Source organism: Actinoplanes sp. NPDC089786, assembly GCF_040684855.1.
Taxonomy (GTDB): Bacteria; Actinomycetota; Actinomycetes; order Mycobacteriales; family Micromonosporaceae; genus Actinoplanes.
The window spans coordinates 1,213,793-1,238,103 of sequence record NZ_JBFBGU010000001.1 but is presented as its reverse complement, the minus strand read 5'-3'; the positions used below and the strand labels follow the sequence as shown (position 1 = coordinate 1,238,103).

Genomic DNA, 24,311 nt, shown 5'->3' with positions numbered 1-24,311 from the left:
GCTAATTATTAGGACTGTTAACCAATCATGTCCAGCCCTGTGAACGGCGAAAATCCTTCCCACACGACCTTGCCGTGATCGAGCACCGCGATCCGGTCGGCCATCGAGACGGCCTCGGCCCGGTCGTGCGTGACATAGATAGTGGTGATTCCCAGGCGTTTGGTCAGCGCGACGATGTCACCGCGCAACTCGGCCCAGATCCGCGGGTCGACGTTGGACAGCGGCTCGTCCAGCAGCAGCAGTTCCGGGCGGCGGACGATCGCCCGGGCCATCGCCACCCGCTGGCGCTGGCCGCGGGACAGGTGAGCGGGCAGCCGCCCGAGCAGGTCGTCGATGCCGAGGTGCCGGGCCGCCTCGGTCACCCGCTCACCGACGTCCGGCCGGCCGCCGCGCAGCGGGAAGCCGATGTTCTGAGCCACGGTCAGGTGCTGGTAGACCGAGTAGCTCTGGAAGACCACCGCGACCGCCGCCTCCCGGTCGGGCCGCTCGGCCAGCGGCACGCCGCCGATCAGGATCTCGCCGGTGGTCGGCGTCTCCAGCCCGGCGATCAGCCGCAGCAGCGTGGTCTTGCCGCTGCCGGGCGCGCCGAGCAGCACCAGGAACTCGCCCGAGGCGACCTCCAGGGTGACATCCTGGACGGCCACGACCCCGGGATCGAAGATCTTGGTGAGCGCGTCGACACTAACGGCGACCATCACCACATGGTGCGGCTTGATCAGTCGTTCTGCCACACGGTGCGGTCGAGCCAGCCGTCGTTGTTGTCGTCGTACATGGTCTTCTCGAACACGCCGTCCTTGTCGCGGTCGATGGTGGCCTCGTCCACCTTCCAGTCGCGGTCGAAGTCGCGCCCGACGAAGTCGACCTTCCCGTCGTGGTTCACGTCGACCATGATGTCCACCCCGCCGTCCTCGCGGGCCGAGTAGGTGGCCTTGTCCCAGTGGCCGTCGCCGTTCGCGTCGACCTTGTTGCGGTAGTCGCCGACGGCCTCGACCTTGGGCTCGGGCGCCTTCGCCGGCTGGGCCAGCGGCTCGTGCTCGACCTGGGTGGCCTTGACCACCTCGGCGTGCGCGACCGAGGCGGCGTCGCCCATCTTGGCCGTGGCGGGCACGTCGTCGAGGTCGTGCGCAGGCGGCGCGTCGCCCAGGGCGGAATGGGCCTGGACCATGCCGCCGCTGCCGCCCGGCCCGACGGCGTCCCCGGTGGCGCGCGCGGCGACACCGGCCGCCGAGCCGAACTCGGACCAATCACCGAGCGACGAGAACAGCCCGAAGGTGCTCGACTTCGTCGTACGCCCCTCGACCACCGCGGCCGCGCCGCCGGTGTCCGCGCAGACCTGGCTGCGCAGCAGTTCGATCTCGTCCTCGTCGAGCCGGTACCCGGACAGCGTCTTGTCCGGGTCCTCAGCCAGCGCGGCGGCGAACGACTGGTCGGTGAGCAGCCGCTCGAGCACGTCGTCGAAGTCGCTCATGTGGTCAACATAGACGAGCCGGTCCAGCGAAAATATCGCCCCATCAGTCCATTTCCGGCATGGCCACCGGTTGGGGTCTGGGGCGGCAGGTGCCGCACTGGACGGCGTCCTCGACCACCAGCGCCTCCGCCCGTTGCCGGATTTCCGAGCGGCTCACCTGCAGCAGGTAGGGACCGAAGCGCGCGTGGTCCTCGCACACGCCTCGGCCACAGAACCGGCAGGTCGCCCGCGCCGCCTTCGCGCAGAACCAGCAGAGCACGTCAGCACTCCTCCATCGTGATCATCATCAGCCGGGGATCACGATAATCGGCCCGCTCGGCAGGTTCTCCGGCCGGATCGAGATGACCGGAGGCTGCTGGCTGCTCTGCGACGGACTCGGATTGCCGGACGACTGCGACGGGTTCGGCTCCGGCTCCTCCGAGTCGGATGGTTCCGGGTCCGGCGGGTTGGACGACGTGCCCGGGTTCGGGTTGCCGGGGTTCGGGTTGCCCGGCCGGGGATTGCCCGGATTCGGGTTGTTCGCCGGCGGATTGTCGTCGTCATCGTCGTCGTTGTTGCCCGGGTTGTTGTTCCCGTTCGGCCGCGGGAGCGGATCCGGGTCGGGCTCCTCGACCGGGGGCGTGCTCGACGGGAGCTCGGACGGCGTGGTCGCCGGCTCCGACGGGAGCTCGGACGGCGGCTCCTCGCTCGGCCCGGCCGCCGGCGGCTCGACGGTCACGCCGTCACCGCACGACAGACTGCCGTTCGTCGGCGAGGACGGCTGCCCGTCCACGGTCACCTTGCCGGTGGACACGGTGACCGCGGCGGGGTCGACCGAGAACCACGCCTGGCCCGTGTTCGTCACCCCGCCCAGCGGCCGGTTCACCGTCAGGTCGAGCGGCCGGTACGCGCCGCTGGTGCTGGTCGTGTCGGCCAGCAGGCGACCGCCGTCCAGGGTGAGCACCCCGCTCGGCCGCCGGTCCCGGCCCAGGCCGGTGGTCAGCGCGCCGACCTCGGTGGTCGACCCGCCGCAGAGCAGCGCGGCCGCGCCGCCGGTGAAGGTGACCAGCCCGGTCGCGTTGTCGTTCACCTCGATCTTGGCGCCGGCCGCCACGAACCGCCGCTCCCCCGGGTTCAGCACGGTCACCTGGTCGCCGACCGTGAGGGTCAGCCGGCCCCGCTCCGACGTGAGCAGCGCGCGGCTGGTCGGCATCTCGGCCCAGGCCGGCCCGGGCGCGAGGTTGGCCGTGGTGAGCAGCAGGGCGAGCAGCAGCACGAGCAGGACGAGCCACCACATCCGGCGCAGGAAGCGCTTGTCGACCTCCGGGTCCTCGGTGCCGTCCGGCGGGCCGGGCGGGACGATCAGCGGCGGGTAGTCGTCCGGGTTCTTGCCGAACTTCGGCGCGCCGTGCCCCTGGACGACCGTCGCCCCGGCGAGCGGGTTGCCGCCGACCAGGGGCGGCAGGCTCGAGGCGTCCGGCATGACCCACAACCGCACGGGGGTACGCGACTGAGCGACCATCCCGGGACTGCCGTCGCCGACCGGGCCGACCAGGGTCCCCCGGCGCAGCTCGGTCCCGTCGGCCATGGCGATCACGCCCGACTCGACGACGACCGCCTGGGTCGGGCTGACCAGCATCACCGGCGCGCCCGGCTCCAGGTCGACCGGGTGGGCCGAGGCGATCAGGGCCAGCTGCTCGTCACCGGCCAGCGCGGCCAGCGCCGGGGTGTCCGCGAACAGCGCCTCGGCCTCGGCCCGGTCCACCGGGGGCGGGCCGGGCAGCGGGCCGATCACGGTCGCCACGGTCGCGGTCGGGACGCTCAGCAGCGTGGTGCCGGCGGTGTGCCAGTCGAGCGAGGTGGCCCGGCCGGTCAGCGCGTTGCCCAGACCGACCACGCCGCCGGGGCCGACGTGGTGGCGGATCGTGCCGCCGGGGTCGCCGGGCCGTCGTCCCTGCAGCGCGCCGTCGACCACGACGAAGACCGCGGTCTGCGGGCCGCCGGCCATCACGACCTGTTTACCCTGCGACGGGCGCTCCCAGCGGGCCCGGACGGCCAGCCCGTGCAGCGCGTGCTCGGGCAGCCCGCCCAGGTCGGAGTTGCGCAGCGCGTCGAGCCGGCGCGGCAGGTCGGCCTCGCGGTGCTTCTCGGCGTTGCGGGCCCGGGACTTGCGCCACCAGCGGCCCAACCGGCGCAGCCCGAGGTGGATGAGCGGGGCGCACAGGCCGAGCACGATCGCGACCAGCAGCAGCTTGGCCGCCGGTCCGCTGTGCCACAGGCCGGTGGCCACCCCGCTGACCCGGTCCGACCACATCCGGTAGGCCAGGTTCGCGGCCACCGCCAGCCAGAGCAGGGCGAGCACCCCGTACAGCGCGATGATCCGCCCCTCGCGGTCGAGCGACGCCCAGCGCGGCGGCCGGCCGCGCAGCCGGCTCGCCACCCAGGACAGGCCGCGGGCCCGCAGGTTGGGGATCTCCAGCCAGTCCATCAGCAGGTAGTAGCCGTCCAGCGCGATGAACGGGTTGAGGTTGAACAGCACGTTGATGTACCAGGCGAAGGCCAGCTTGAAGGCCAGCCCGGCGACCGCGGGCACGAACAGGCCGACCACCTGCATGCCGCCGGCCAGCACCAGGCCGGTGAGCGGGCCGACCGCGGTGACCAGCAGGCGGGCCTTCCGACCGGCCATCCACACGTCGGTCGTGTCGACGAACACCGACGGGATGCCGAAGTAGACCAGCAGACCGGCCGCCGGCACCTCCCGCCCGGCGTGTTTGGTGGCGAGCGCGTGCCCCAGCTCGTGACAGGCCAGCGCCACCACGTTGAGCAGCAGCAGGATGACCGCGCCGAGCAGGTAGGAGCCGTTGGTCAGGAACAGCGCCTCGGAGCCGCTGATCCAGGTCCAGCCGAAGACGCCCAGCCCGGCGACGGCGATCAGCGCGAGCACGATCGCGGCGGGCTTGGTGAAGAGGAAGCGGGCGCCGCCGCGGTAGAGCGCGGTGACCAGGCCGTCGATGTCGGTGACCAGCATGCGCCGGCCGCGGGCGGCGTTGAGCAGGCCACGGCCCACGCGGGCGGGCAGCGGCTTGCGGACGACCGACTCGAGCGGGCGGAAGGCGTCGAGCGGCAGCTCCTCGAGCATCCGGTTGCCGGCCAGGTCGGCGACCACCCGTTTGACCTGGTCGGGCGCGAGCCGGCCGGCGATCCGGGCGAACTCGGCGACCAGCCGGGCCACGGTGAGCGTCCCGTCCATGATCTGGGCGAGCTCCCACTCCTCCGGCGTGAGCCGCAGATAACAGGCGCGGGAGCCGTCGTCGGGAGAGCGAACCATGATGTACGCCGGGCCGCGCACGCTGGCCAGTGCGACCGCCTCGACACCGGCCCGCAGCACCGGGCGGGCCCGGGCCGGGTTGAGCCGGTCGACGATGGCCGCCCACAATCCAGGGTCGGCCGGTCCGATCGGCTCGCCCGGCGGCCGACCCGCCAACGCCTCCCAGACGTTCATCCGGGTCTCGACGTACGTCACTGTGCTGCCTCTCGCTCCGCGCGCCGCGCGCCCACGCCGGAGGCGAGGGTAAGCGGTCGGGACCTGGCAAAGCGAGCCCCTGAGCGAGAACGGGTACCGATACGAACACAAACAGCGCAAAGAGGAGCGGTGGGTGATCCCGGTCAACCCCCTTGACCGAGATCACCCACCGCATGGGGAGGTGGCGCCGCCCGAATGGCCCCGGGCGGAGCCGCGCTTAGATCAGCTCGCCTCTTTCAGGGTGGCGGTGACCGTCTTCTGTGCACCGTCCCGGCTGAAGACGATCGACACCTTGGAGCCGACCGAGGCGCCCTGGATCACGCCGATCAGGTCGTCGGAGTCGTTGACCGCTTTGCCGTTGACCGAGATGATCACGTCGCCCTGCTGGATGCCGGCGCCGGCCGCGGCACTGCCCGCGGTGACCGAGCGCACCAGCGCCCCGCCGTTCTCGGCCTCGGCGACGCTGACGCCGAGCGCCGGGTGGCTGACCTTCTTGCCCGCGATGAGCGCGTCGACGACCTGCTTGACCTTGTTGGACGGGATGGCGAAGCCCAGCCCGATGTTGCCCTGGCTGCCGCCCGAGGTGTAGATCGCGGAGTTGATGCCGATCACCTGGCCGTTGGTGTTGACCAGCGCGCCGCCCGAGTTGCCGGGGTTGATCGGGGCGTCGGTCTGCAGCAGGCCGGACATCGACTGGGCGCCGCCCGACGGCTGCTGTTGCTGCTGCTCCTGGCCGCCGAACGGGTTCGGCTGCTGATCCTGCGGGCTCGGCTCGCTGCCCTCCGACTTGATGGTGCGGTCCTTGGCGCTGATGATGCCGGCCGTGACCGAGCCCTCCAGGCCGAGCGGGCTGCCCAGGGCGAGCACGGTGTCGCCGACCTGCATCTGGGCGCTGTCGCCGAGGGTGGCGGGCTTGAGGTCGGAGACCCCGGTGGCCCGGATCACCGCGAGGTCGGTCCGCTCGTCGGTGCCGACGATCGTGGCCGTCGCCTTCTTGCCGTCGGCGAAGATCACGTTGACCTTGCCGCCCTGCGCGGTCGACACCACGTGGTTGTTGGTGACGATGTCGCCGTTGGAGTTGAGCACGACGCCGGACCCCTCGCCGCTGCCCGTGGTGATCGAGACGACGCTGTCCTGCACGGCGGAGGCGATCTGGGCCAGCGAGGAGCGGTCGACCACCCGGGTCACCGACGAGCTGCCGGTCTGCACGGTCGACGAGCCGTCGTTGTCGTCCATGGCCAGCACGGTCGCGGCGCCGATGCCACCGCCGGCCAGCGCGATCAGCACGGCCGCGGCGCCCGCCACGAAGACCCTCCGGCCCCGGCCCGAGGAGGCCGGCCGGGTCGCCGTCTCGGTGGCCACCGGCGCCGCCCAGGGCGCCTGCTGCCCGCCGGGCTGGTAGGCGCCTGGGTAGGGAGCCGGACCGGGATAGCCGGCGTGCGGCTGACCAGGATGGGGCTGGCCGGCGTGCTGCTGACCGGGGTGCTGCTGACCGGGGTGCTGCTGACCGGGGTGCTGCGGCGCGCCGGCCCACACGGGCTGATGCGGCTGCTGAGGCTGGCCGTAGGGCTGGCCGGCCTGACCGGGGTGGCCCGGCTGACCCGGCTGACCTGGCTGACCTGGCGAGGACCACGGCGACGCGGGCGGCAGCGGCCCGGCCGCCGGGTGCACGACCGGCTGCTGGGCCGTGGGCTGGGCGGCCGGTTGCTGGACGGTGGGCTGCGCGGCCGTCGGCTCGGACTCTCCCCGCTCCGGAGCGGCACCGGACACCGGAGCGCCGGTGACGGGAGCATCCGCGGGTGAGGAAGCCGCGGGCAGGTGCGACGGCTCCGGAGTAGCCGGAGTCTCGTGCCGCTGCGGGTTGGTCTCGTGCTCGTTCATGGGTCCAACCTTGCCCACTCGGTCTCCGACGAGACTGTGTTACGGCTGGATGTTTTCTGTGAATGGTGACACCTATGCCGTGGGGTGACTTTCCCCATCGACTGCGGGCAAAGCGACCCGGAAGGTGGCGCCCTGGCCCGGCTCACCGAGCACGTCGACGGTGCCGTGGTGGGCCCGCACGATGGCCGCCACGATGGCCAGCCCCAGGCCGGTGCCGGTGGCCGCCCGGTCGGCCCGCCGGGTGCGCGCCTCGTCGACCACGAAGAACCGCTCGAACACGTGCTCGCGCTGTTCCGCGTTCAGCCCCGGCCCGGTGTCCGCCACCTCTATCACAGCGCGGTTGCCCGATTCGGCGTAGAGCCTGAGCGTCACCTGTGCATCGGCCGGAGTGTGCACCAGCGCGTTGGTCATCAGGTTGCCGATCACCTGCCGCAGCCGGGCGTCGTCGCCGTACGCCACCAGCTTGTCCGGCTCGTCGCGGACGTCGAGGTCGATCCGGCGCTCGGGCGCGATCGCCTGCGCCGCCTGCACCGCGTCCATGGCCAGCACCGGCAGCTCGACCGGGGCCAGCGTGAGCGGGCGTTCCCGGTCGAGCCGGGCCAGCAGCAGCAGGTCTTCGACCAGCAGGCCCATCCGGGAGGCCTCGTCCTCGATCCGGCGCATCAGCCGGACGACGTCCTCGCCCTCGGCCACCGCGCCCTGCCGGTACAGCTCGGCGAACCCGCGGATGGTGGTCAGCGGCGTACGCAGCTCGTGTGAGGCGTCCGCGACGAACTGCCGCATCTTGCCCTCGGACCGCAACGCCCGTGACTCGGAGGCCTGGGCCGAGTCGGCCGCGTCCCGGGCCGCCGACTCGGCCGCACGGGCCGCCGTCTCGGACTGGGCGCGGGCGGTGAAGGCCGCCTCGATCTGGGTGAGCATCGCGTTCAGCGCGCGGGACAGCCGGCCCAGCTCGGTCATCGGCTCGGGGCTGTCCGGCTCGGGGTCGGGCACCCGCCGGCTCAGGTCACCGGCGGCGATCGCCCCGGCCGTCTGCTCGATCTCGACCAGCGGGCGCAGGCTGGTGCGTACGATCGCCGCGCCCACCGCGGCCAGCGCGATCAGCACCCCGAAGCCGACCAGCGAGTCGATCCAGACCAGCCGGGTCATCGCGAAGTCGATCTCGCCCATGTTCCGCCCGACGTAGATCACCTGGCCGGAGTCGGTGAAGGTGATCCGCATCCGCCAGTGTTCCCGCTTGTTCAGCGAGGTCACCGTGTACGGCTGCTCCTCGAACCGGCCCTCGATGTCCTCGGCGTTGGTGAGGAACGGCGGCATGTCGTCGTCGGACAGCTTGTCGTTGTTGTAGAACGTCCGCCCGATGCCCGAGGTCGAGCGGATGGACAGCATGTAGTCGCTGGGGAAGCTGGTGTCCGTCTGCAGCGTGCCGATCTGGGCGAAGGTGATGTCGCGGAAGTCCATCCGGGTCTGCTCGGTGTACGCCGCGAGCTCGTCGTCCATCCGGCCGACGAGGTAGGACTTCAGCGCGAACGTGCTGGACACGCTGATCAGGGTGAGCGCGGCGAACACCAGTGCCAGCACCGAGGCGATCAGCTTGATCCGGAGCGGCGTGGTGCGGAGCCGGCTCGCGCTCCGCGGCGAGGGCGGTGGCGTCTCGGGCGCCGGTGACTGGGGAACAACGGTGACGGACACCGGGGAATCGTCAGGCCGCGGGCTTACGGAGGACGTAACCCACCCCCCGGAGGGTGTGGATCAGGCGGGGCTGGACGTTGTCGACCTTGCGCCGCAGGTAGGAGATGTACGACTCGACGATGTTGTCGTCACCGCGGAAGTCGTACTTCCACACGTGGTCGAGGATCTGCGCCTTGGAGAGCACCCGGTTGGCGTTCAGCATCAGGTAGCGCAGGAGCTTGAACTCGGTCGGCGACAGCTGCACCCGCTGGCCGGCCCGGTAGACCTCGTGGGTCTCCTCGTCGAGCTCGAGGTCGGCGAAGGTGAGCCGGGACGGGGCCTCGTCGCCGGCCGTCGTACGGCGCAGCACCGCGCGGATCCGGGCGGTGAGCTCTTCCAGGCTGAACGGCTTGGTGACGTAGTCGTCGCCGCCCAGGGTGAGGCCGCGGATCTTGTCGTCGGTGCCGTCCCGCGCGGTGAGGAACACCACGGGGGTACGCGCGCCGCCCTCGCGCATCAGCCGGATCACCTCGAAGCCGTCGAGGTCGGGCAGCATCACGTCGAGGACGACCAGGTCGGGGTTCGCGCTCTTGGCGGCGGTCACCGCGGCGCTGCCGCTGGTCGCCGTGCTCACATCGAACCCGGCGAACCGCAGGCTGGCGGAGAGCAGCTCGAGAATGTTCGCATCGTCCTCGACGACGAGCAGCTTCGCCTCGCTCTGCTTGGGCTGGGTCTGAGTGGCCATGCCCCACATCTTTCTCCCAGCGACTGCACTCTGCCTGCATGGACGCTGAAAGTTTTCTGTGAGCCGCGTGATTGACGTCCGCCGCCCCACCCGCCACCCTAAAACGGACTAAAGGCTGAGCTCAGGCCGCCAGCCCCAAGGCCATCGGGTTGGTGCCGACCGAGGCCTGGGCGGCCCGGGCCAGGGTACGACGGTCGGCGCCGATGTCGGGCCGCAGGGCGGGCGCGCCGACCACGGTCACGGTCAGCCCGCGCAGCGCCGCCACCCGGCGGACCGAGGAGAACAGCGTCTCGTCCCCGATGAAGGCGGCGGCCGTCGTCCCGTAGTGGATCGTGATGGGTACGACCGGAGCGCCCGCGTCCACCGCCGCCTGGAACATCGCCGGGCGGAACCGGCCGCGTTCCGGGCCGCAGAACGTCGTACCCTCCGGGAACACCGCGACCGACCGCCCGGCCCGCAGCGCGCCGGTGACCTCGTCCACCGTCCCGGGCAGCCGCTTGGGCCTGGTCCGGTCCACGAAGATCGCGCCGAGCATCGAGGCCAGGCCGCCGATGCCGGGCCACGCCTCGACGTCGTGCTTGGCCACCAGGCGCACCGGCTCGAGCGCGAGCAGCACCAGGATGTCCAGCCAGGAGACGTGGTTGGCGACCAGCAGGCTGCCGGGGCGGTGGGCCGGGCCGCGCCACCTCATGCGTACGCCGAGGGCGCCGAGCATGCCGCGGGCGATCAGCTGGACCGAGCCGCCGCGGCGGATCGGCACCACCACCAGCGCGGCCAGGAGCACCCCGAACAGGGCGGTCATCCGGAGCACCACGCGGATCCCGGCGACCCGGTGGTCGCCGCCCAGCCGGCACTCGTCGCCGCAGGTGGAGGTCGGCTGCCAGAAGGTCATCGCGCCCCGCCCAAGAAGTGCCGGCGGTACCGCGGGTCCATCCGGTCGAGCGAGAACAGCACGTACAGGTCGGCGCAGTGGAAGTCGGCGTCGTAGGCCGGCTCGCCGCACACCCAGCTGCCGAGGCGCAGGTAGCCGCGCAGCAGCGGGGGCACCGCGATCGACTTGTCGCCGGCCGGCCGCTCCGGGTTCAGCCATGGGGTGCGCGGCGTGACCCGCAGCGCCGGCGGTGACATGTGCTTGCCGGAGACCCGGGCCCAGACCCCGGCCGCGAGGTCGCCGCCGTCGTCCAGCGGGATCGAGGCGCAGCCGCCCAGCCAGCGCAGGTTCTTCAGATGCAGGTAGCGGGCGATGCCGGCCCACATCAGGTTGACCACGGCGCCGCCGCGGTGGTCGGGGTGCACGCAGGACCGGCCGGTCTCGACCAGCTGGTCGCGCAGCGGGTGCAGGCGGCTCATGTCGAACTCGCCGTCGGCGTAGCGCCGCCCGGCCCGGTCGGCGGCGGCCGGGGGCAGCATCCGGTAGGTGCCGACCACCGTGCCCGTCCCGTCCTCGCGGACGATCAGGTGGTCGCAGTAGTCGTCGAAATCGTCGATGTCCCGCCCGTCCACCGCTCCGTGCAGCGTGGCGCCGAGCTCACCGGCGAAGACGTCGTGCCGGAGGCGCTGTGCCGCCTCCACCTGATCCGCGCTGTCCGCGATCAGCAGGGTGTACCCACTGGTCCCGGTGGATGCGTCGGCGGTCAGAAGTACTGTCATACCCCTCTGTGTAAGGGCCACAACTTCCGATGGAATGACCGATCCGGTGGTCTGATGTGTCCACGAAGTGAACACGTGGAAGGTGGCGCCGGAGCGTGGGCACCACGGCGGGCGGCGAACCAGTATGTTGGCGCGGTGACCGGGGGCGTGGAGATCGCAGTCCAAGGGTTGTCGAAGCAGTACAAGCGGCTGAGAGCCGTCGACGACCTGTCGTTCACGGTGCGCTCGGGCCGGGTGACCGGGTTCCTCGGTCCCAACGGCGCGGGCAAGACCACCACGTTGCGGATGCTGCTCGGCCTGGTCGCGCCGACGGCCGGCACGGCCACCATCGGCGGGCGGCGCTACGCCGACCTGACCGACCCGATCCGCCATGTCGGCGCGGTGCTGGAGGCGTCCAGCGCCCACCGCGGGCGCACCGGCCGCAACCACCTCCGGGTCATCTGCCGGGCGGCGGGCCTGCCGGCCTCCCGGGCCGACGAGGCGCTGGCCCTGGTCGGGCTCACCCCGGCCGCCAAGCGCAAGTTCAAGGGCTACTCGCTGGGCATGCGGCAGCGGCTGGGCATCGCCGCGGCCATGCTGGGCGACCCCCGGGTGCTGATCCTCGACGAACCGGCCAACGGTCTCGACCCGGAGGGCATCCGGTGGATGCGCGACCTGCTCAAGACGCTCGCCGGCGAGGGCCGCACGGTGCTGGTCTCCAGCCACCTGCTGAGCGAGATGCAACAGCTCGCCGACGACGTGGTGATCGTGGCGGCCGGCAAGCTGATCCGGCAGGGCCCGGTCGAGGACGTGCTCGGCTCGATGGGCGCCGCCGTGCAGGTGCGGGTGCGGACCCCCGAACCGGCGAAACTGACCACCGCGCTGGCCGCACTCCATCCCGCGATCACCCCGCTGCCGGACGGCGCGCTGATGGTGACCGGGCTGGACGCGGCCCAGATCGGGCACGCCGCGTTCACCGCGCAGGTCGAGCTGCATGAGCTGACCAGCGAACGCGCCGACCTGGAACAGGTGTTCCTGCAGCTCACGGCCGGACAGGCGGGAATTCGATGAGGCTCATCCAGGCCGAGCTCACCAAGATCTTCACCACCTCGCTGTGGTGGATCTTCACCGTCATCCTCGTACCGCTGTGGGCGATGTCGGTCCTCTTCAACTGGGGGACCACCAACGTCACCAGCAATCTGCCCGCCGACGCGAACGTCGACCCCGAGTCGGCCGCGCTGCTGGACGCCACCAATCAGGCGATCAATGTCGCCACCAGCCTCTACACCAGTGGGCAGTTCTTCGGCGTGCTCCTGGTCGTGCTGCTCAGCGCGATCCTGGTGACCAACGAGTTCTTCCACCTGACCGCGACCACCACGTTCCTGGTCACTCCCCACCGCGAACGGGTGATCCTGGCCAAGCTGGCCGCCGCGATGCTCCTGGCCCTGGGGTTCTGGCTGATCACCACACTGCTCAACCTGGCCGTGGTGCCGTTCTTCCTGGGCCAGCTCGACCTGCCGGTGCAGCTGGGCGAGGCCGGCGTGTGGCGGGCGATCGGGCTGAACGCGCTGGCCTTCGTGCTGTGGGCGGTGCTCGGCGTCGGCGCCGGCGTGCTGATCCGCAGCCAGATCGCCGCCACCCTGACCCTCTCGATCGGCTATCTGATCGGCCCGCTCGGCGCGCAGGCGGTGTTCTTCCTGCTGACCGAGTACGTCGCCCAGGTGTTCGAGAAGCTGCGGGTGATCGAGCCGACCACCGCGTCACAACTGATGATCTCGGGGACCGACCTCCCCGGTAACCCACCACGCTGGGTAGGCGCCGTCGTGCTGATCGGCTATGCCCTGGTGACCGGCCTGATCGGGACATTGATCATGCGCCGCCGGGACGTCAGCTAGGCCGAGCCCCCCAAGGTTCACGCGCAGCGTAACCTTGACACCGTTCATTCCCGTCCGCGCGATGACGGACGCGCGTGCTGACAAACGGTGAAAGAGGCGAACACGCAAGTGTCGACCCAGCAGACTTCGCAGGACAACCCGCTCGCCGACTTCGGCCCCAATGAGTGGATCGTCGACGAGATGTACCAGCGCTACCTCGCCGATCCCTCCAGCGTCGACCCCGCCTGGCACGATTTCTTCGCCGACTACAAGCCGGCGTCCGCCACCGGGTCGATCGTCTCGCCGGACGAGGCGACCGCGGCCAACGCCACCGCCTCGGCGGCCAAGGCGGGCACGGACGCGCCGGCCGCGAAGACGATGGCGGCGGCGAAGCCGACCGTGCCCGCGAAGCCCGCACCCGCACCCCAGGCCAAGGCGGCGCCGGTCGAGAAGGCCGCGCCCACCCCGAAGGCCGCCTCGAACGGCAAGGCGCCCGAGGGGGCCGCGGTCACCACGCTCCGTGGTGTCGCCGCCCGGATCGTGCAGAACATGGACGCCTCGCTCGAGGTGCCCACCGCCACCTCGGTGCGCGCGATCCCCGCCAAGCTCATGGTCGACAACCGCATCGTGATCAACAACCACCTCGCCCGTGGCCGCGGTGGCAAGGTCAGCTTCACCCACCTGATCGGCTGGGCGCTGGTCCGGGCGGTGCGCGAACACCCCGAGATGAACAACTCGTTCGCCCAGATCGACGGCAAGCCGGCCCTGGTCCAGCCCGAGCACATCAACCTGGGCATCGCGATCGACCTGCAGAAGAAGGACGGCACCCGGACCCTGGTCGTGCCGTCGATCAAGAACTGCGAGAAGCTCGACTTCCGCAAGTTCTGGCAGGCGTACGAGGACGTCGTGCGGCGGGCCCGGCGCAACGAGCTGACCATGGACGACTACGCCGGCACGACGATCTCGCTGACCAACCCCGGCGGCATCGGCACCGTGCACTCGATCCCGCGGCTGATGACCGGCCAGAGCGCCATCGTCGGCGTCGGCGCGATGGAGTTCCCGGCGCCGTACTCCGGCATGTCCGACGAGACGCTGGCCGAGCATGGCGTCAGCAAGGTCACCACGCTGACCAGCACCTACGACCACCGGGTCATCCAGGGCGCCCAGTCCGGCGAGTTCCTCAAGGTGATGCACGAGCTGCTGCTCGGCGACCACAGCTTCTACGACGACATCTTCACCTCACTGCGGATCCCGTACGAGCCGGTGCGCTGGGTGCGCGACGTCGCCCGCACCTCCGAGGGCCAGATCGACAAGGCCGCCCGGGTGGTCGAGCTGATCCACGCCTACCGGGTGCGCGGTCACCTGATGGCCGACACCGACCCGCTCGAGTTCGAGATCCGCCGGCACCCCGACCTCGACGTGCTGCAACACGGGCTGACCCTGTGGGATCTCGACCGGGTGTTCCCGGTCGGCGGTTTCGCCGGCAAGCAGCGGATGAAGCTGCGCGACGTGCTCGGCGTGCTGCGTGACACCTACTGCCGCCGGATCGGCATCGAGTACATGCACATCCAGGGCCCCGAGGAACGGCGCTGGATCCAGGACCGCATCGAGATCAAGTACGCCAAACCCGACACCGACGAGCAGAAGCACGTGCTCAACCGGCTGAACGCGGCCGAGGCGTTCGAGACCTTCCTGCAGACCAAGTACGTCGGGCAGAAGCGGTTCTCGCTGGAGGGCGGCGAGTCGCTGATCCCGCTGCTGGACGAGGTGCTCAAGGCGTCGGCCGAGGGCGGGCTCGACGAGATGGTCATCGGCATGGCCCACCGCGGCCGGCTCAACGTGCTGGTCAACATCGTCGGCAAGCCGTACGAGAAGGTCTTCAACGAGTTCGAGGGTCAGATGGACCCGCGGTCGTCGCATGGTTCCGGCGACGTCAAGTACCACCTGGGTCAGACCGGGAAGTACACGACGCCCGACGGCGAACACTCGACCACGGTCAGCGTCGTCGCCAACCCGTCCCACCTGGAGGCCGTCGACCCGGTGCTCGAGGGCATCGTCCGGGCCAAGCAGGACCGCCTCGACCTGGGCCTGCACGGCTACACCGTGCTGCCGGTGCTGGTGCACGGCGACGCCGCGTTCGCCGGCCAGGGTGTGGTCGCCGAGACGCTCAACCTGTCCCAGCTGCGCGGCTACCGCACCGGCGGCACCGTGCACGTGGTCGTCAACAACCAGGTCGGCTTCACCACCGCGCCGGAGTACAGCCGCTCGTCGCTCTACTCCACCGACGTGGCCCGGATGATCCAGGCGCCGATCTTCCACGTGAACGGCGACGACCCCGAGGCCGTCGTCCGGGTCGCCCGGCTGGCCTTCGAGTACCGCCAGGCGTTCAACAAGGACGTGGTCATCGACCTGGTCTGCTATCGCCGCCGCGGCCACAACGAGGGCGACGACCCGTCGATGACCAACCCGCGGATGTACGAGATCATCGACACCAAGCGCAGCGTCCGGAAGCTGTACACCGAGGAGCTGATCGGCCGCGGCGACATCACCGTGGACGACGCCCAGGAACAGCTGCGCGACTACCAGCAGCAGCTCGAGCAGGTGTTCAAGGCGACCCGCGACGCGGCCGGCTCGACCAACCGGTCCCGCCCGGCCGCCGACGAGCCCGAACCCGAGGTGCAGACCGCGGTCGACGCGGCCACCGTGCAGTCGGTCGGCCAGGCCCACATCGACCTGCCCGAGGGCTTCACCCCGCACAAGCGCGTCCAGCAACTGCTCGAGCGGCGGGCCAAGATGGCGGCCGAGGGCGGCATCGACTGGGCCTTCGGCGAGCTGGTCGCGTTCGGCTCGCTGCTGGCCCAGGGCGTGACCGTACGGCTGGCCGGCCAGGACTCGCGGCGCGGCACCTTCGTCTCCCGGCACGCGTCCCTGGTCGACAACAAGACCGGCAAGGACTTCCTCCCGCTGAGCTCGCTGACCAGCGGCAACGCCCGGTTCTTCGTGCACGACTCGCTGCTCAGCGAGTACGCCGCGATGGGCTTCGAGTACGGCTACTCGGTGGAGAACCCGGACGCGCTAGTCCTCTGGGAGGCGCAGTTCGGCGACTTCGTCAACGGCGCCCAGTCGATCGTGGACGAGTTCATCAGCTCGGGCGAGGTCAAGTGGGGCCAGCAGTCGTCGCTGGTGCTGCTGCTCCCGCACGGCCAGGAGGGCCAGGGACCCGACCACTCCTCCGGCCGGCCCGAGCGGTTCCTGCAGATGTGCGCGCAGGACAACATGCGGGTGGCCAACCCGACGACCCCGGCCAACTACTTCCACCTGCTGCGCCGCCAGGCCCTGTCGCCGAAGCGCAAGCCGCTGGTGGTGTTCTCGCCGAAGTCGCTGCTCCGGCACAAGCTGGCGGTGTCGTCGGTCGCCGACTTCACCGAGGGCACGTTCCAGCCGGTGATGGGTGACGCGGGGGTCAACGGCACGCCGCTGAACCCGGCCGACGTCAAGCGGGTGCTGCTGTGCTCGGGCAAGGTCTACTACGACCTGTTCCAGGCGCGGGCCGAGCGTGGCATCACCGACACGGCGGTGATCCGGATGGAGCAGATCTATCCGTTGCCGGTGGAGGAGCTGAAGGCGGTGCTCAGCCAGTACCCGAACGCGGAGGACTTCGCGTGGGTGCAGGAGGAGCCGGCCAATCAGGGGGCCTGGTCGTTCGTGGCCCTGAACCTGCTGGAGCACCTCGAAGGGGTCCGGCTCCGCCGCATCTCCCGTCCGGCTGCGGCGGCTCCGGCCGTCGGGTCGGCCAGGATGCACGAGGCTGAGCAGTCGGCTCTGGTCGAAGCGGCTCTGCCCAGGCCGTAGTTGGTTGCACTGTAGGGCTCTGGGGCGGGGATGACCCACTCCGGGCGGTCAGGCTTGGTCCCTCCGTGGGCCATCCCCGCCCCAGAGCCCGTTGTGCTTTTTCTCGGTGCCTAGGATTCGGGCCATGTACTTCACCGATCGCGGGATCGAAGAGCTGGTCGAGAGGCGCGGCGAGGAGAGCGTCACCCTCGAGTGGGTCGCCTCTCAGCTGCAGAGCTTCGTCGACATCAATCCGGAGTTCGAGACGGCCATCGAGCGGTTCGCCACGTTCCTGGCTCGCGGCGAAGAGGATGATGAGGACTGATCGGCCTGTTCGGCGGGTTGAGCTGGAGGCCGGGGCCGAGGTTGATCGTGACGCCTGGTGGGCCAAGATCCCGGCTGTCGCGGCGATCCTGGAGAGCGGGCTGAACATTCCGGCCGGCGTGACGTTTCTGGTCGGTGAGAACGGGTCGGGGAAGTCGACGCTGGTCGAGGCGCTGGCTCAGGCGCATGGGCTGAACGTTGAGGGCGGCTCCAAAGGGGCCATGCACAGCACCCGAAGCTCCGAGTCCCCACTGGGCGCCTCACTACGCGTGATCCGGACGCCTGGGCGCCGCGTGAACTCGTACTTTCTTCGGGCCGAAACCATGCACGGGCTGTACACGTACCTGGAGAATCTGCCTTCGCCGGTCGACGCCGATCTGCATGACCGAAGTCATGGCGAAGGGTTTCTGGAGCTGTTGGAACGGAAGTTCCGGGGGTACGGCTTCTATCTGATGGACGAGCCCGAGGCGCCGCTGTCGTTCACCTCGACGCTGCGGCTGGTGGCGCATCTCGACGTGTTGCGGATGAGCGGCGCGCAGGTGGTGGTGGCCACGCACTCGCCGGTGCTGACGGCGCTGCCGGGAGCGACCATTCTGGAGCTCGGCGCGCATGGGATCCGGCGTGTGGCGTGGGAGGAACTGGAGCTGGTCACGCACTGGCGATCATTCCTGGCCCGGCCCGATGGTTACCTCCGGGCGCTTCTCGCCGACTGACCGTGCAACACCTCCGGCCGATTCGGCGTCCTGGATCGGAGGGAGGGCGGGCCCATGGGGGACGAGAGGCTCTTCGCGGACTTCGTCCGCAATCGGGGGCCGGCGCTGTACCGGTACGGCTACCTGCTGAGCGGCAACCACCACGACGCGGACGATCTGGTGCAGGAAGCGCTGATCAAACTGCGGGCGAAGTGGTCGCGGGTGGTGCGCAAGGACGACCCCACGGGGTACGTGCGCACGACCATGGCTCGGTTGCAGATAGCCCGCTGGCGCAGGCGGCGGGAGACGCCTAGCGCGGTCCTGCCCGACCTCCCGTTCAGCGACGGCGGGCTCGATCGGGCCGAGGCGTCGGGCCAGGCCCGGCAGATCTGGGCCGCGCTCGCCACCCTGCCGTCACGGCAGCGCGCGGTCCTCGTCCTGCGCTACTACGAGCACCTCACCGACCTGGAGATCGGGGCGGTGCTCGGCATCAGCCACGGGACCGTGCGCAGCCAGGCCTCCCGGGCCCTGGCCAAGCTTCGCGAGACCGGCATCGCGGCCCTGGAAGAGGTGACCTCATGACGAACACCGATCTGCACGAGGCGATGCGCGACATCGCCCAGCGGGCACCCGTACCCCCGGCCGATCTGCTGGAGCGGGTCGAAGCCGGACACCGGCGGCAGCGGCGCACGCAGACGATCACCGCGGCCTTCGCGGCCGTGCTGGTGCTGGCCGTCGGCGGGTGGGTGGTACTGCGGCCACCGGTCGAGCGGGCGCTGCCGACCACCGATTTCCTCCTCCCGGCACTGCCCGCGAGGCCGCCGCTGATCACCGAGACCTGGCCGGGCGCGACCGTGACCGGCAACCCGCCGGATCCGGCGCCGGGTCGTGCGGCCACCGTCGTCGGCCGGATCGACCAGGGGCACCTGCTGGTGTTCGGCCGGCCGTTGCCCGGGACCGACGACGCCTCGACGGCGTTCTGGAGCTATGCGGTGGCCGACAGGACGTACCGGTTGCTGGTCGACTCGCTCCGCGGCCGCGCCTCCGTCACCGCGGCCTCCATCTCCTCGACCACGATCGCCTGGGTCCAGCGGGAGAAGGACAACGCCGAGCTGATGACCTCGCCGGTGGCCGGTGGACTGTTCCAACAGCTCGCCGGCGACACCACCGGCCCACCGGGAATCACCGGCGTGTACGCCACCGCGGACGCCGTATACATGTCGGACCAGGACTTCGTCATCCGGTTCACCGGCGCGACCTCCTCCTCCTCGACGATCCTGCGGGTGTACGACCGGATGCAGATCGACGGGACGGTGTGGGCCCACAGCGCCGATCGGACCCGGTTCCGCAACCTCGTCACCGGCGAGGAACGGCAGGTGATCCGGCCGGCCGGCGCGGACAAGCTGGACTGCGTGGCGGCGTACTGCCTCGGTCACGACCCGGCCGGCTGGTTCCTGCAACGCCCCGACGGCTCGGCCCGGACCACCCTGCCCTATCCCGGCGCCCCCCGGCTGGTCGGCGACCTGCTGCTGCTCCGGCCGGGAACGCTGCTCGACCCGCTCCGCGGCAAGCTCGGCGTCGCCTCCCGTGACCCGCTGTGCGGTGAGACGCCGACCCGTCTCGCCGGCGAGCTGCACTACGGCTGGCGGGAGAAGACCGGCGCCGGGTGCAACGGCGCTGCTCACCACGCCTACCTCCGGGACACCGACTAGGTTGGGGGCGTGGCGAGCAGCGTGTACGTGGCCGGGCTGGGGCCCGGGGTCGGCAAGGGCACGGTCGCGCTCGGACTCGTCGAGCTGTTGTCCCGGCAGGTGGCCCGGATCGGGGTGTTCCGGCCCCTCGTGCCGGATCGCGAGGATCCGCTCCTCACCCTGCTGACCACGCGCTACCCCCTGGTCGCGCCCTACGCGGAGGCCTACGGCGTGACCTACGCCGAGGCGGCCGCGCTGGTCGCCGACGGCAAGCGGGAAGAGCTGATCAGCCGGATCGTCGAGCGTTACCGCGAGGTCGAGCGGCGCTGCGCCTCGGTGGTGGTGATCGGCAGCGACTTCGCCGACGGGCACCACGACGACGGGCGCGACGAACTCCCCCGCGAGCTGGCCTTCAACGCGCGGCTGGCCACCGAGTTCGGCAGCGTGGTGATCCCGGTGATCAGCGGCGAGCACCGGAGCACCGAGGCGCTGGCGGCGGCCGCGCGGAGCGCGTACCACTCGATCACCGATCTGAACGCGACGGTGATCGCGCTGATCGCCAACCGTGTGCCCGTCGGCGTCGAAGCGCCGGCCGGACTCGACGTGCCGGCCTGGGCCATCCCCGAGGTGCCGGCCGTGGCCGCCCCGACCGTGGCCGAGGTGGCCGCCGCCCTCGACGCGACCGTGGTCAGCGGCGGCGACGCGGCGCTCGACCGGGACGTGCTCGACTACGTGGTCGGTGGCGCGCACGTGCCGGCCGTGCTCGACCACCTGGTCGACGGCGCGCTGGTGATCACCCCGGGCGACCGGGCCGATGTGCTGGTGGCGGTCAGCGCGGCGCACGCGGCCGGCAACGTCACCCTGGCCGGCCTGGTGCTGACCATCGGCGAACACCCCGACCCGCGCGCGGTCCGGGTGATCGAGCGGCTGAACACCGGGCTGGCCATGCTGGTCGTGCCGACCGACAGCTACCACACCATTGCCGCCGCCGCCCGGATCGAGGCGCGGCTGACCGCGACCACCCCGCGCAAGATCGACGCCGCGCTGGGCGCCTTCGAGCAGCATGTGGACACGACCGCGCTGGCCGAGGTGCTCGAGGTGGCACGGTCGTCCCGGGTGACGCCGCTGATGTTCGAGAACGACCTGATCGACCGCGCCCGCGCCGACCGGCGCCACCTGGTGCTGCCGGAGGGCGCCGAGGAACGGATCCTGCGCGCCACCGAGAGCCTGCTGCGCCGAGGGGTGGCCGACCTGACCCTGCTCGGCCACCCGGACGAGATCACCCGGCGGGCCCGCGAGCTGGGCGTGGAGATCGGCGCGGCCCGGCTGGTCGACCCGGAGACCTCGCAGTGGCGCGACGACTTCGCCTCGCGCTACGCCGAGCTGCGCAAACACCGGGCCGTGACCCTCGACCTGGCCTATGACGTGGTCCGCGACGTCAACTACTTCGGCACGATGATGGTCGCCGCCGGGCTGGCCGACGGGATGGTGTCCGGGGCCAACCACACGACCGCGGCGACGATCCGGCCCGCCTTCGAGATCATCAAGACCGTGCCCGACGTGACGGTGGCCTCCAGTGTGTTCTTCATGCTGCTGGCCGACCGGGTGCTGGTCTACGGCGACTGCGCGGTCAACCCCGACCCGGATGCCGCCCAGCTCGCCGACATCGCGTTGTCGTCGGCGCAGACCGCGGCCGCGTTCGGCATCGAGCCCCGGGTCGCGATGCTGTCCTACTCGACCGGCAGCTCGGGCGCGGGCGCCGACGTCGAGAAGGTGGCGGCGGCCACCAAGCTGGTCCGGGAACGCCGGCCCGACCTGCCGGTGGAGGGCCCGATCCAGTACGACGCGGCGATCGACCCGGCGGTGGCGGCGACCAAGCTGCCCGGCAGCACGGTCGCCGGCCAGGCGACGGTGTTCGTCTTCCCCGACCTGAACACCGGCAACAACACCTACAAGGCCGTGCAGCGGTCGGCCAACGCGGTCGCGGTCGGCCCGGTCATGCAGGGCCTGCGCCGCCCGGTGAACGACCTCTCCCGCGGCGCGACCGTCAAGGACATCATCAACACGGTGGCGATCACCGCGATCCAGGCGGCCTCATGATTCTCGTGCTGAACACCGGCTCGTCGTCGGTGAAATATCGGCTGTTCTCCCACGACCTCGGCACGGTCGCCAAGGGGCTGGTCGAACGGATCGGCGAGGCCGACGGTGACGCGCCCGACCACGAGTCGGCGCTGCGGTCGATCATGTCCGACCTCGACCTGGACGGTCTCGACGCGGTCGGGCACCGGGTCGTGCACGGCGGGCCCGACTTCTCCGCGGCAACGCGGCTGGACGACGAGGTGGTCGCGGCCATCGAGCGGTTGGTGCCGCTGGCGCCGCTGCACAACCCGCCGGCGCTGGCCGGGATCGCGGTGGCCCGCAAGCTGCTGCCCGGCGTACCGCAGGTCGCGGTCTTCGACACCGCCTTCCACGCGACGATCCCGCCCGAGGGCGTGACCTGGGCGATCGACGCCGAGCTGGCCTCGCGGTGGCAGATCCGGCGGTACGGGTTCCACGGCACGTCGCACGCCTACGTGTCCCGGCAGACCGCCGCCCTGCTGAGCAAGCGCCCCGACCAGGTCAACGTGATCACGCTCCACCTCGGTAACGGCGCCTCCGCCTGTGCGGTCGAGGCCGGCCGCAGCGTCGCCACGTCGATGGGCATGTCGCCGCAGGGCGGCCTGGTGATGGGTACGCGCAGCGGGGACCTCGACCCCACGGTGGTCTTCCACCTGCACCGGGTGGCCGGGATGCCGCTGGACGAGATCGAACGCTCGCTGACCCGCGGCGCCGGTCTGCTCGGCCTGACCGGCGACAACGACGTCCGGACGATCCTGCGCCGCCGCGCCGACGGTGACGAGCAGGCGACCCTGGCCTTCGACGTCTACGCCCGGCGCATCCGCGAATACGTCGGCGCCTACGCGGCCGTGCTCGGCCGGGTGGACGCGGTCACCTTCACCGGCGGCGTCGGCGAGAACAGCCCCGCCGTGCGCGCCGCCGCCGTCGCCGGCCTGACCGCCCTGGGCCTGACCCTGGACGAGACCCGCAACGCGGTCGGCGACCCGATCATCTCGACCGACGCGTCGCCGACCGCGATCTGCGTGGTGCCCACCGACGAGGAACGCGAGATCGCCACCCAGACCCGGACGGCGCTCGGCTAACCCCGGGTCTTCTCGACCGCGGTGCGCTGGGCCGCGACGCGGGCCCAGAACGAGTCGTCCGGCTCCTCCGGCGCGAACAGCCACATCAGGTCCTGATAGGTGCGGTCGCCGGCGATGACCTGCGCTTCGGCGTACGGCAGCCGATCGGTGATGTGGTACCAGCGGTAGCCGTGCGGGGCCATCGCCTCCATCAGCCGGTCCTCGCCGCGGCGGTGCAGCACCTCGCAGAGCACCCAGGGCCGGTGCTCGCGCAGCGTCTCGGCCGCGCCGAGCAGCACGTCCGGTTCCGTGCTCTCGGTGTCGATCTTGAGTACGGCCGGGACGATGCCGGTCCGCCGCACGTACGCGTCCAGCGTCTCGACCGCGACGTCGATCTGCCGGGTCGAGTCGCGGAAGCCGGCCGCCAGCGAGTTGGAGCTGTCCGACGAGTCCGACAGGTAGAAGGCGGCCGTGCCGATGTGGTCGCTCAGGGCGATCCGCTCGACCTGGATCTTCAGGTCGTTGTCGGCGGTGAGCCGCTCGGCCACCTCGGCCAGCGTCGGGAACGGCTCGAAGGCCACCACGTCCCGGTCGGAGACGGCCGCGGCCAGGGCGGCGTAGAGCCCGACGTTCGCGCCGATGTCGAGCACCGCGCCCGGCCCGGCGGTCTCGATCGCCGCCAGGAAGCACGGGATCGACGTCGGCTCGTACCCGGCCAGCCCGTCCTGGTCGAGGTAGCGCGGCACCATCAACGCGCTCGGCGCGGTCATCGTGACGACCCGTCCCGGCGAACCGGGCACCGGGATGGGCACCGCCCGGTGGGTGGCCTCGACCGGCGGCGTGGCCGGCTCCGGTCGTGGCGCGGCGACGACGCTGACCCGGGCCCGGCGGTCCCGCCAGATGCTCGCCACGGTCATCGGCACGGCCAGCACGCCCTTGCCCGGGTGCCGGGCGCCGTCCACCAGCGTCTTGCCCAGCCGGAACGACGCCGAGCGCTCCAGCGCGGTGATGCGCTTCTCGGCCCGGGCCAGCTCCTTGCCCCGTGCCTTCAGCTCGGCCCGCGCCTCGCCGGTGTCCTTCTGCGCGTCGGTCAGCTCGGCCGACAGCTGGGTGACCCGGTCGGTGAGCGCACGGACCTGCCGGCGCAGCGGGCCGGTGGTCCGCTCGGCCAGCACCGGCTGGTTGACCAGCCACAGCCGGGTCGCCAGCGACCCGTCCGGCAGGGTCGGCGGCTCGGCGTCGGGGACCGCGGACAGCTGCGCCCGGCGCGGCCGCACGGTCTCGACCCGCTCGGCGAGCAGGGCGACGTGCATGCCGTAGCGGCCGGTCGAGGTCAGCGTCACGGCGTCGGTGAGCTGGCAGTGGCCGTCGGCCAACGTCGCCAGCGCCACGTTGTCGGGGAACGCGTCGGGCGGCCACCCGGCGAGGATCAGCACCGTGACACCGGCCGGAACCGCCCGCAGCGTCCGGGCCAGGTCCTCGGGCGCGGTGTGCGTGCCGCCCTGCGGGCCGAGCATGCAGACCAGCAGGCTGTCCGGGGTGGCATCGGCGACGTCGGCCGAGAACGGCAGGTCGTCGGGGACCATCAGGTGCCGGCGCAGGTCCTCGGCCCCGGCGGTGGCGTCGACGACCCCGATCACGCCCTTGACCTGGGATAACAGGTTACGCACGAGCATCTGACGACCGGTCCTTCTCTGCGGCAGGGCGGGAACGTTGGATCGACCCCCGCCGAACCGCAGAGGTGCCGCATCAATGTGGCACCGGTCACGTTACAGATCAAGAAACAACTCGGGAAAAGATCCTCTGTGGAGCGCTGCCACAGAG

Annotated in this window: 19 protein-coding genes; 9 read left to right on the top strand and 10 right to left on the bottom strand. The window is 71.3% G+C overall.

Going from position 1 to position 24,311, the window contains the following annotated elements:
• Window positions 1-17: 17 nt before the first annotated feature.
• From AB0O15_RS06015 to AB0O15_RS05975, 9 genes are all read right to left on the bottom strand, one after another.
• The gene (locus AB0O15_RS06015; protein WP_364314629.1) at window positions 18-695 is read right to left on the bottom strand and encodes an ABC transporter ATP-binding protein; all 678 of its coding nucleotides are present in this window, start codon (window positions 693-695) and stop codon (window positions 18-20) included.
• Between the two features lie 20 nt (window positions 696-715).
• Window positions 716-1,468: a hypothetical protein gene (locus AB0O15_RS06010; RefSeq protein WP_364314626.1), complete on the bottom strand. Its 753-nt coding sequence runs from the start codon at window positions 1,466-1,468 to the stop codon at window positions 716-718.
• A 43-nt stretch (window positions 1,469-1,511) separates the two neighbouring features.
• On the bottom strand, window positions 1,512-1,727 hold the full coding sequence (locus tag AB0O15_RS06005) for a hypothetical protein (protein ID WP_364314624.1): 216 nt from the start codon (window positions 1,725-1,727) through the stop codon (window positions 1,512-1,514).
• 27 nt (window positions 1,728-1,754) lie between these two features.
• The gene (locus AB0O15_RS06000) at window positions 1,755-4,970 is read right to left on the bottom strand and encodes a M50 family metallopeptidase (protein WP_364314622.1); all 3,216 of its coding nucleotides are present in this window, start codon (window positions 4,968-4,970) and stop codon (window positions 1,755-1,757) included.
• A 222-nt stretch (window positions 4,971-5,192) separates the two neighbouring features.
• On the bottom strand, window positions 5,193-6,851 hold the full coding sequence (locus tag AB0O15_RS05995; protein WP_364314620.1) for a trypsin-like peptidase domain-containing protein: 1,659 nt from the start codon (window positions 6,849-6,851) through the stop codon (window positions 5,193-5,195).
• 72 nt (window positions 6,852-6,923) lie between these two features.
• Window positions 6,924-8,543 (bottom strand): HAMP domain-containing sensor histidine kinase, encoded by a 1,620-nt coding sequence (locus AB0O15_RS05990; RefSeq protein ID WP_364314617.1) that lies wholly within the window; start codon window positions 8,541-8,543, stop codon window positions 6,924-6,926.
• 10 nt (window positions 8,544-8,553) lie between these two features.
• The gene (locus AB0O15_RS05985; RefSeq protein WP_364314615.1) at window positions 8,554-9,267 is read right to left on the bottom strand and encodes a response regulator transcription factor; all 714 of its coding nucleotides are present in this window, start codon (window positions 9,265-9,267) and stop codon (window positions 8,554-8,556) included.
• Between the two features lie 121 nt (window positions 9,268-9,388).
• Window positions 9,389-10,159, bottom strand: a complete 771-nt coding sequence (locus tag AB0O15_RS05980; RefSeq protein ID WP_364314612.1) for a lysophospholipid acyltransferase family protein — start codon at window positions 10,157-10,159, stop codon at window positions 9,389-9,391.
• Window positions 10,156-10,917, bottom strand: coding sequence for a GNAT family N-acyltransferase (locus AB0O15_RS05975; protein WP_364314609.1), 762 nt, complete (start codon window positions 10,915-10,917; stop codon window positions 10,156-10,158). The genes AB0O15_RS05980 and AB0O15_RS05975 overlap by 4 nt, the downstream gene beginning before the upstream one ends.
• Before the next feature lie 135 nt (window positions 10,918-11,052).
• Between AB0O15_RS05975 and AB0O15_RS05970 the strand changes: the two genes are divergently transcribed.
• From AB0O15_RS05970 to AB0O15_RS05930, 9 genes are all read left to right on the top strand, one after another.
• Window positions 11,053-11,967, top strand: a complete 915-nt coding sequence (locus AB0O15_RS05970) for an ABC transporter ATP-binding protein (RefSeq protein ID WP_364314606.1) — start codon at window positions 11,053-11,055, stop codon at window positions 11,965-11,967.
• Window positions 11,964-12,791 (top strand): ABC transporter permease, encoded by an 828-nt coding sequence (locus tag AB0O15_RS05965; protein ID WP_364314603.1) that lies wholly within the window; start codon window positions 11,964-11,966, stop codon window positions 12,789-12,791. Before AB0O15_RS05970 ends, AB0O15_RS05965 begins: the two co-directional genes overlap by 4 nt.
• A gap of 108 nt (window positions 12,792-12,899) precedes the next feature.
• Window positions 12,900-16,622 (top strand): multifunctional oxoglutarate decarboxylase/oxoglutarate dehydrogenase thiamine pyrophosphate-binding subunit/dihydrolipoyllysine-residue succinyltransferase subunit, encoded by a 3,723-nt coding sequence (locus AB0O15_RS05960; RefSeq protein WP_364314600.1) that lies wholly within the window; start codon window positions 12,900-12,902, stop codon window positions 16,620-16,622.
• Between the two features lie 124 nt (window positions 16,623-16,746).
• Window positions 16,747-16,926 carry a DUF6104 family protein gene (locus tag AB0O15_RS05955; RefSeq protein WP_364314598.1) on the top strand — a complete coding sequence of 60 codons (180 nt, stop codon included), beginning with the start codon at window positions 16,747-16,749 and terminating at the stop codon, window positions 16,924-16,926.
• Between the two features lie 118 nt (window positions 16,927-17,044).
• Window positions 17,045-17,638 (top strand): AAA family ATPase, encoded by a 594-nt coding sequence (locus tag AB0O15_RS05950; protein WP_364314595.1) that lies wholly within the window; start codon window positions 17,045-17,047, stop codon window positions 17,636-17,638.
• A gap of 54 nt (window positions 17,639-17,692) precedes the next feature.
• Window positions 17,693-18,199, top strand: a complete 507-nt coding sequence (locus AB0O15_RS05945) for a SigE family RNA polymerase sigma factor (protein WP_364314593.1) — start codon at window positions 17,693-17,695, stop codon at window positions 18,197-18,199.
• Window positions 18,196-19,329 (top strand): hypothetical protein, encoded by a 1,134-nt coding sequence (locus tag AB0O15_RS05940; RefSeq protein WP_364314590.1) that lies wholly within the window; start codon window positions 18,196-18,198, stop codon window positions 19,327-19,329. The genes AB0O15_RS05945 and AB0O15_RS05940 overlap by 4 nt, the downstream gene beginning before the upstream one ends.
• 9 nt (window positions 19,330-19,338) lie before the next feature.
• Entirely contained in the window at window positions 19,339-21,408 is a 2,070-nt protein-coding gene (pta, locus tag AB0O15_RS05935) for a phosphate acetyltransferase (protein ID WP_364314587.1), read from the top strand.
• The gene (locus tag AB0O15_RS05930) at window positions 21,405-22,508 is read left to right on the top strand and encodes an acetate kinase (RefSeq protein ID WP_364314584.1); all 1,104 of its coding nucleotides are present in this window, start codon (window positions 21,405-21,407) and stop codon (window positions 22,506-22,508) included. Before pta ends, AB0O15_RS05930 begins: the two co-directional genes overlap by 4 nt.
• On the opposite strand, the gene AB0O15_RS05925 is transcribed toward AB0O15_RS05930, so the two are convergent.
• Window positions 22,505-24,163 (bottom strand): FkbM family methyltransferase, encoded by a 1,659-nt coding sequence (locus tag AB0O15_RS05925; RefSeq protein ID WP_364314580.1) that lies wholly within the window; start codon window positions 24,161-24,163, stop codon window positions 22,505-22,507. The genes AB0O15_RS05930 and AB0O15_RS05925 overlap by 4 nt on opposite strands.
• Between the last annotated feature and the right edge of the window lie 148 nt (window positions 24,164-24,311).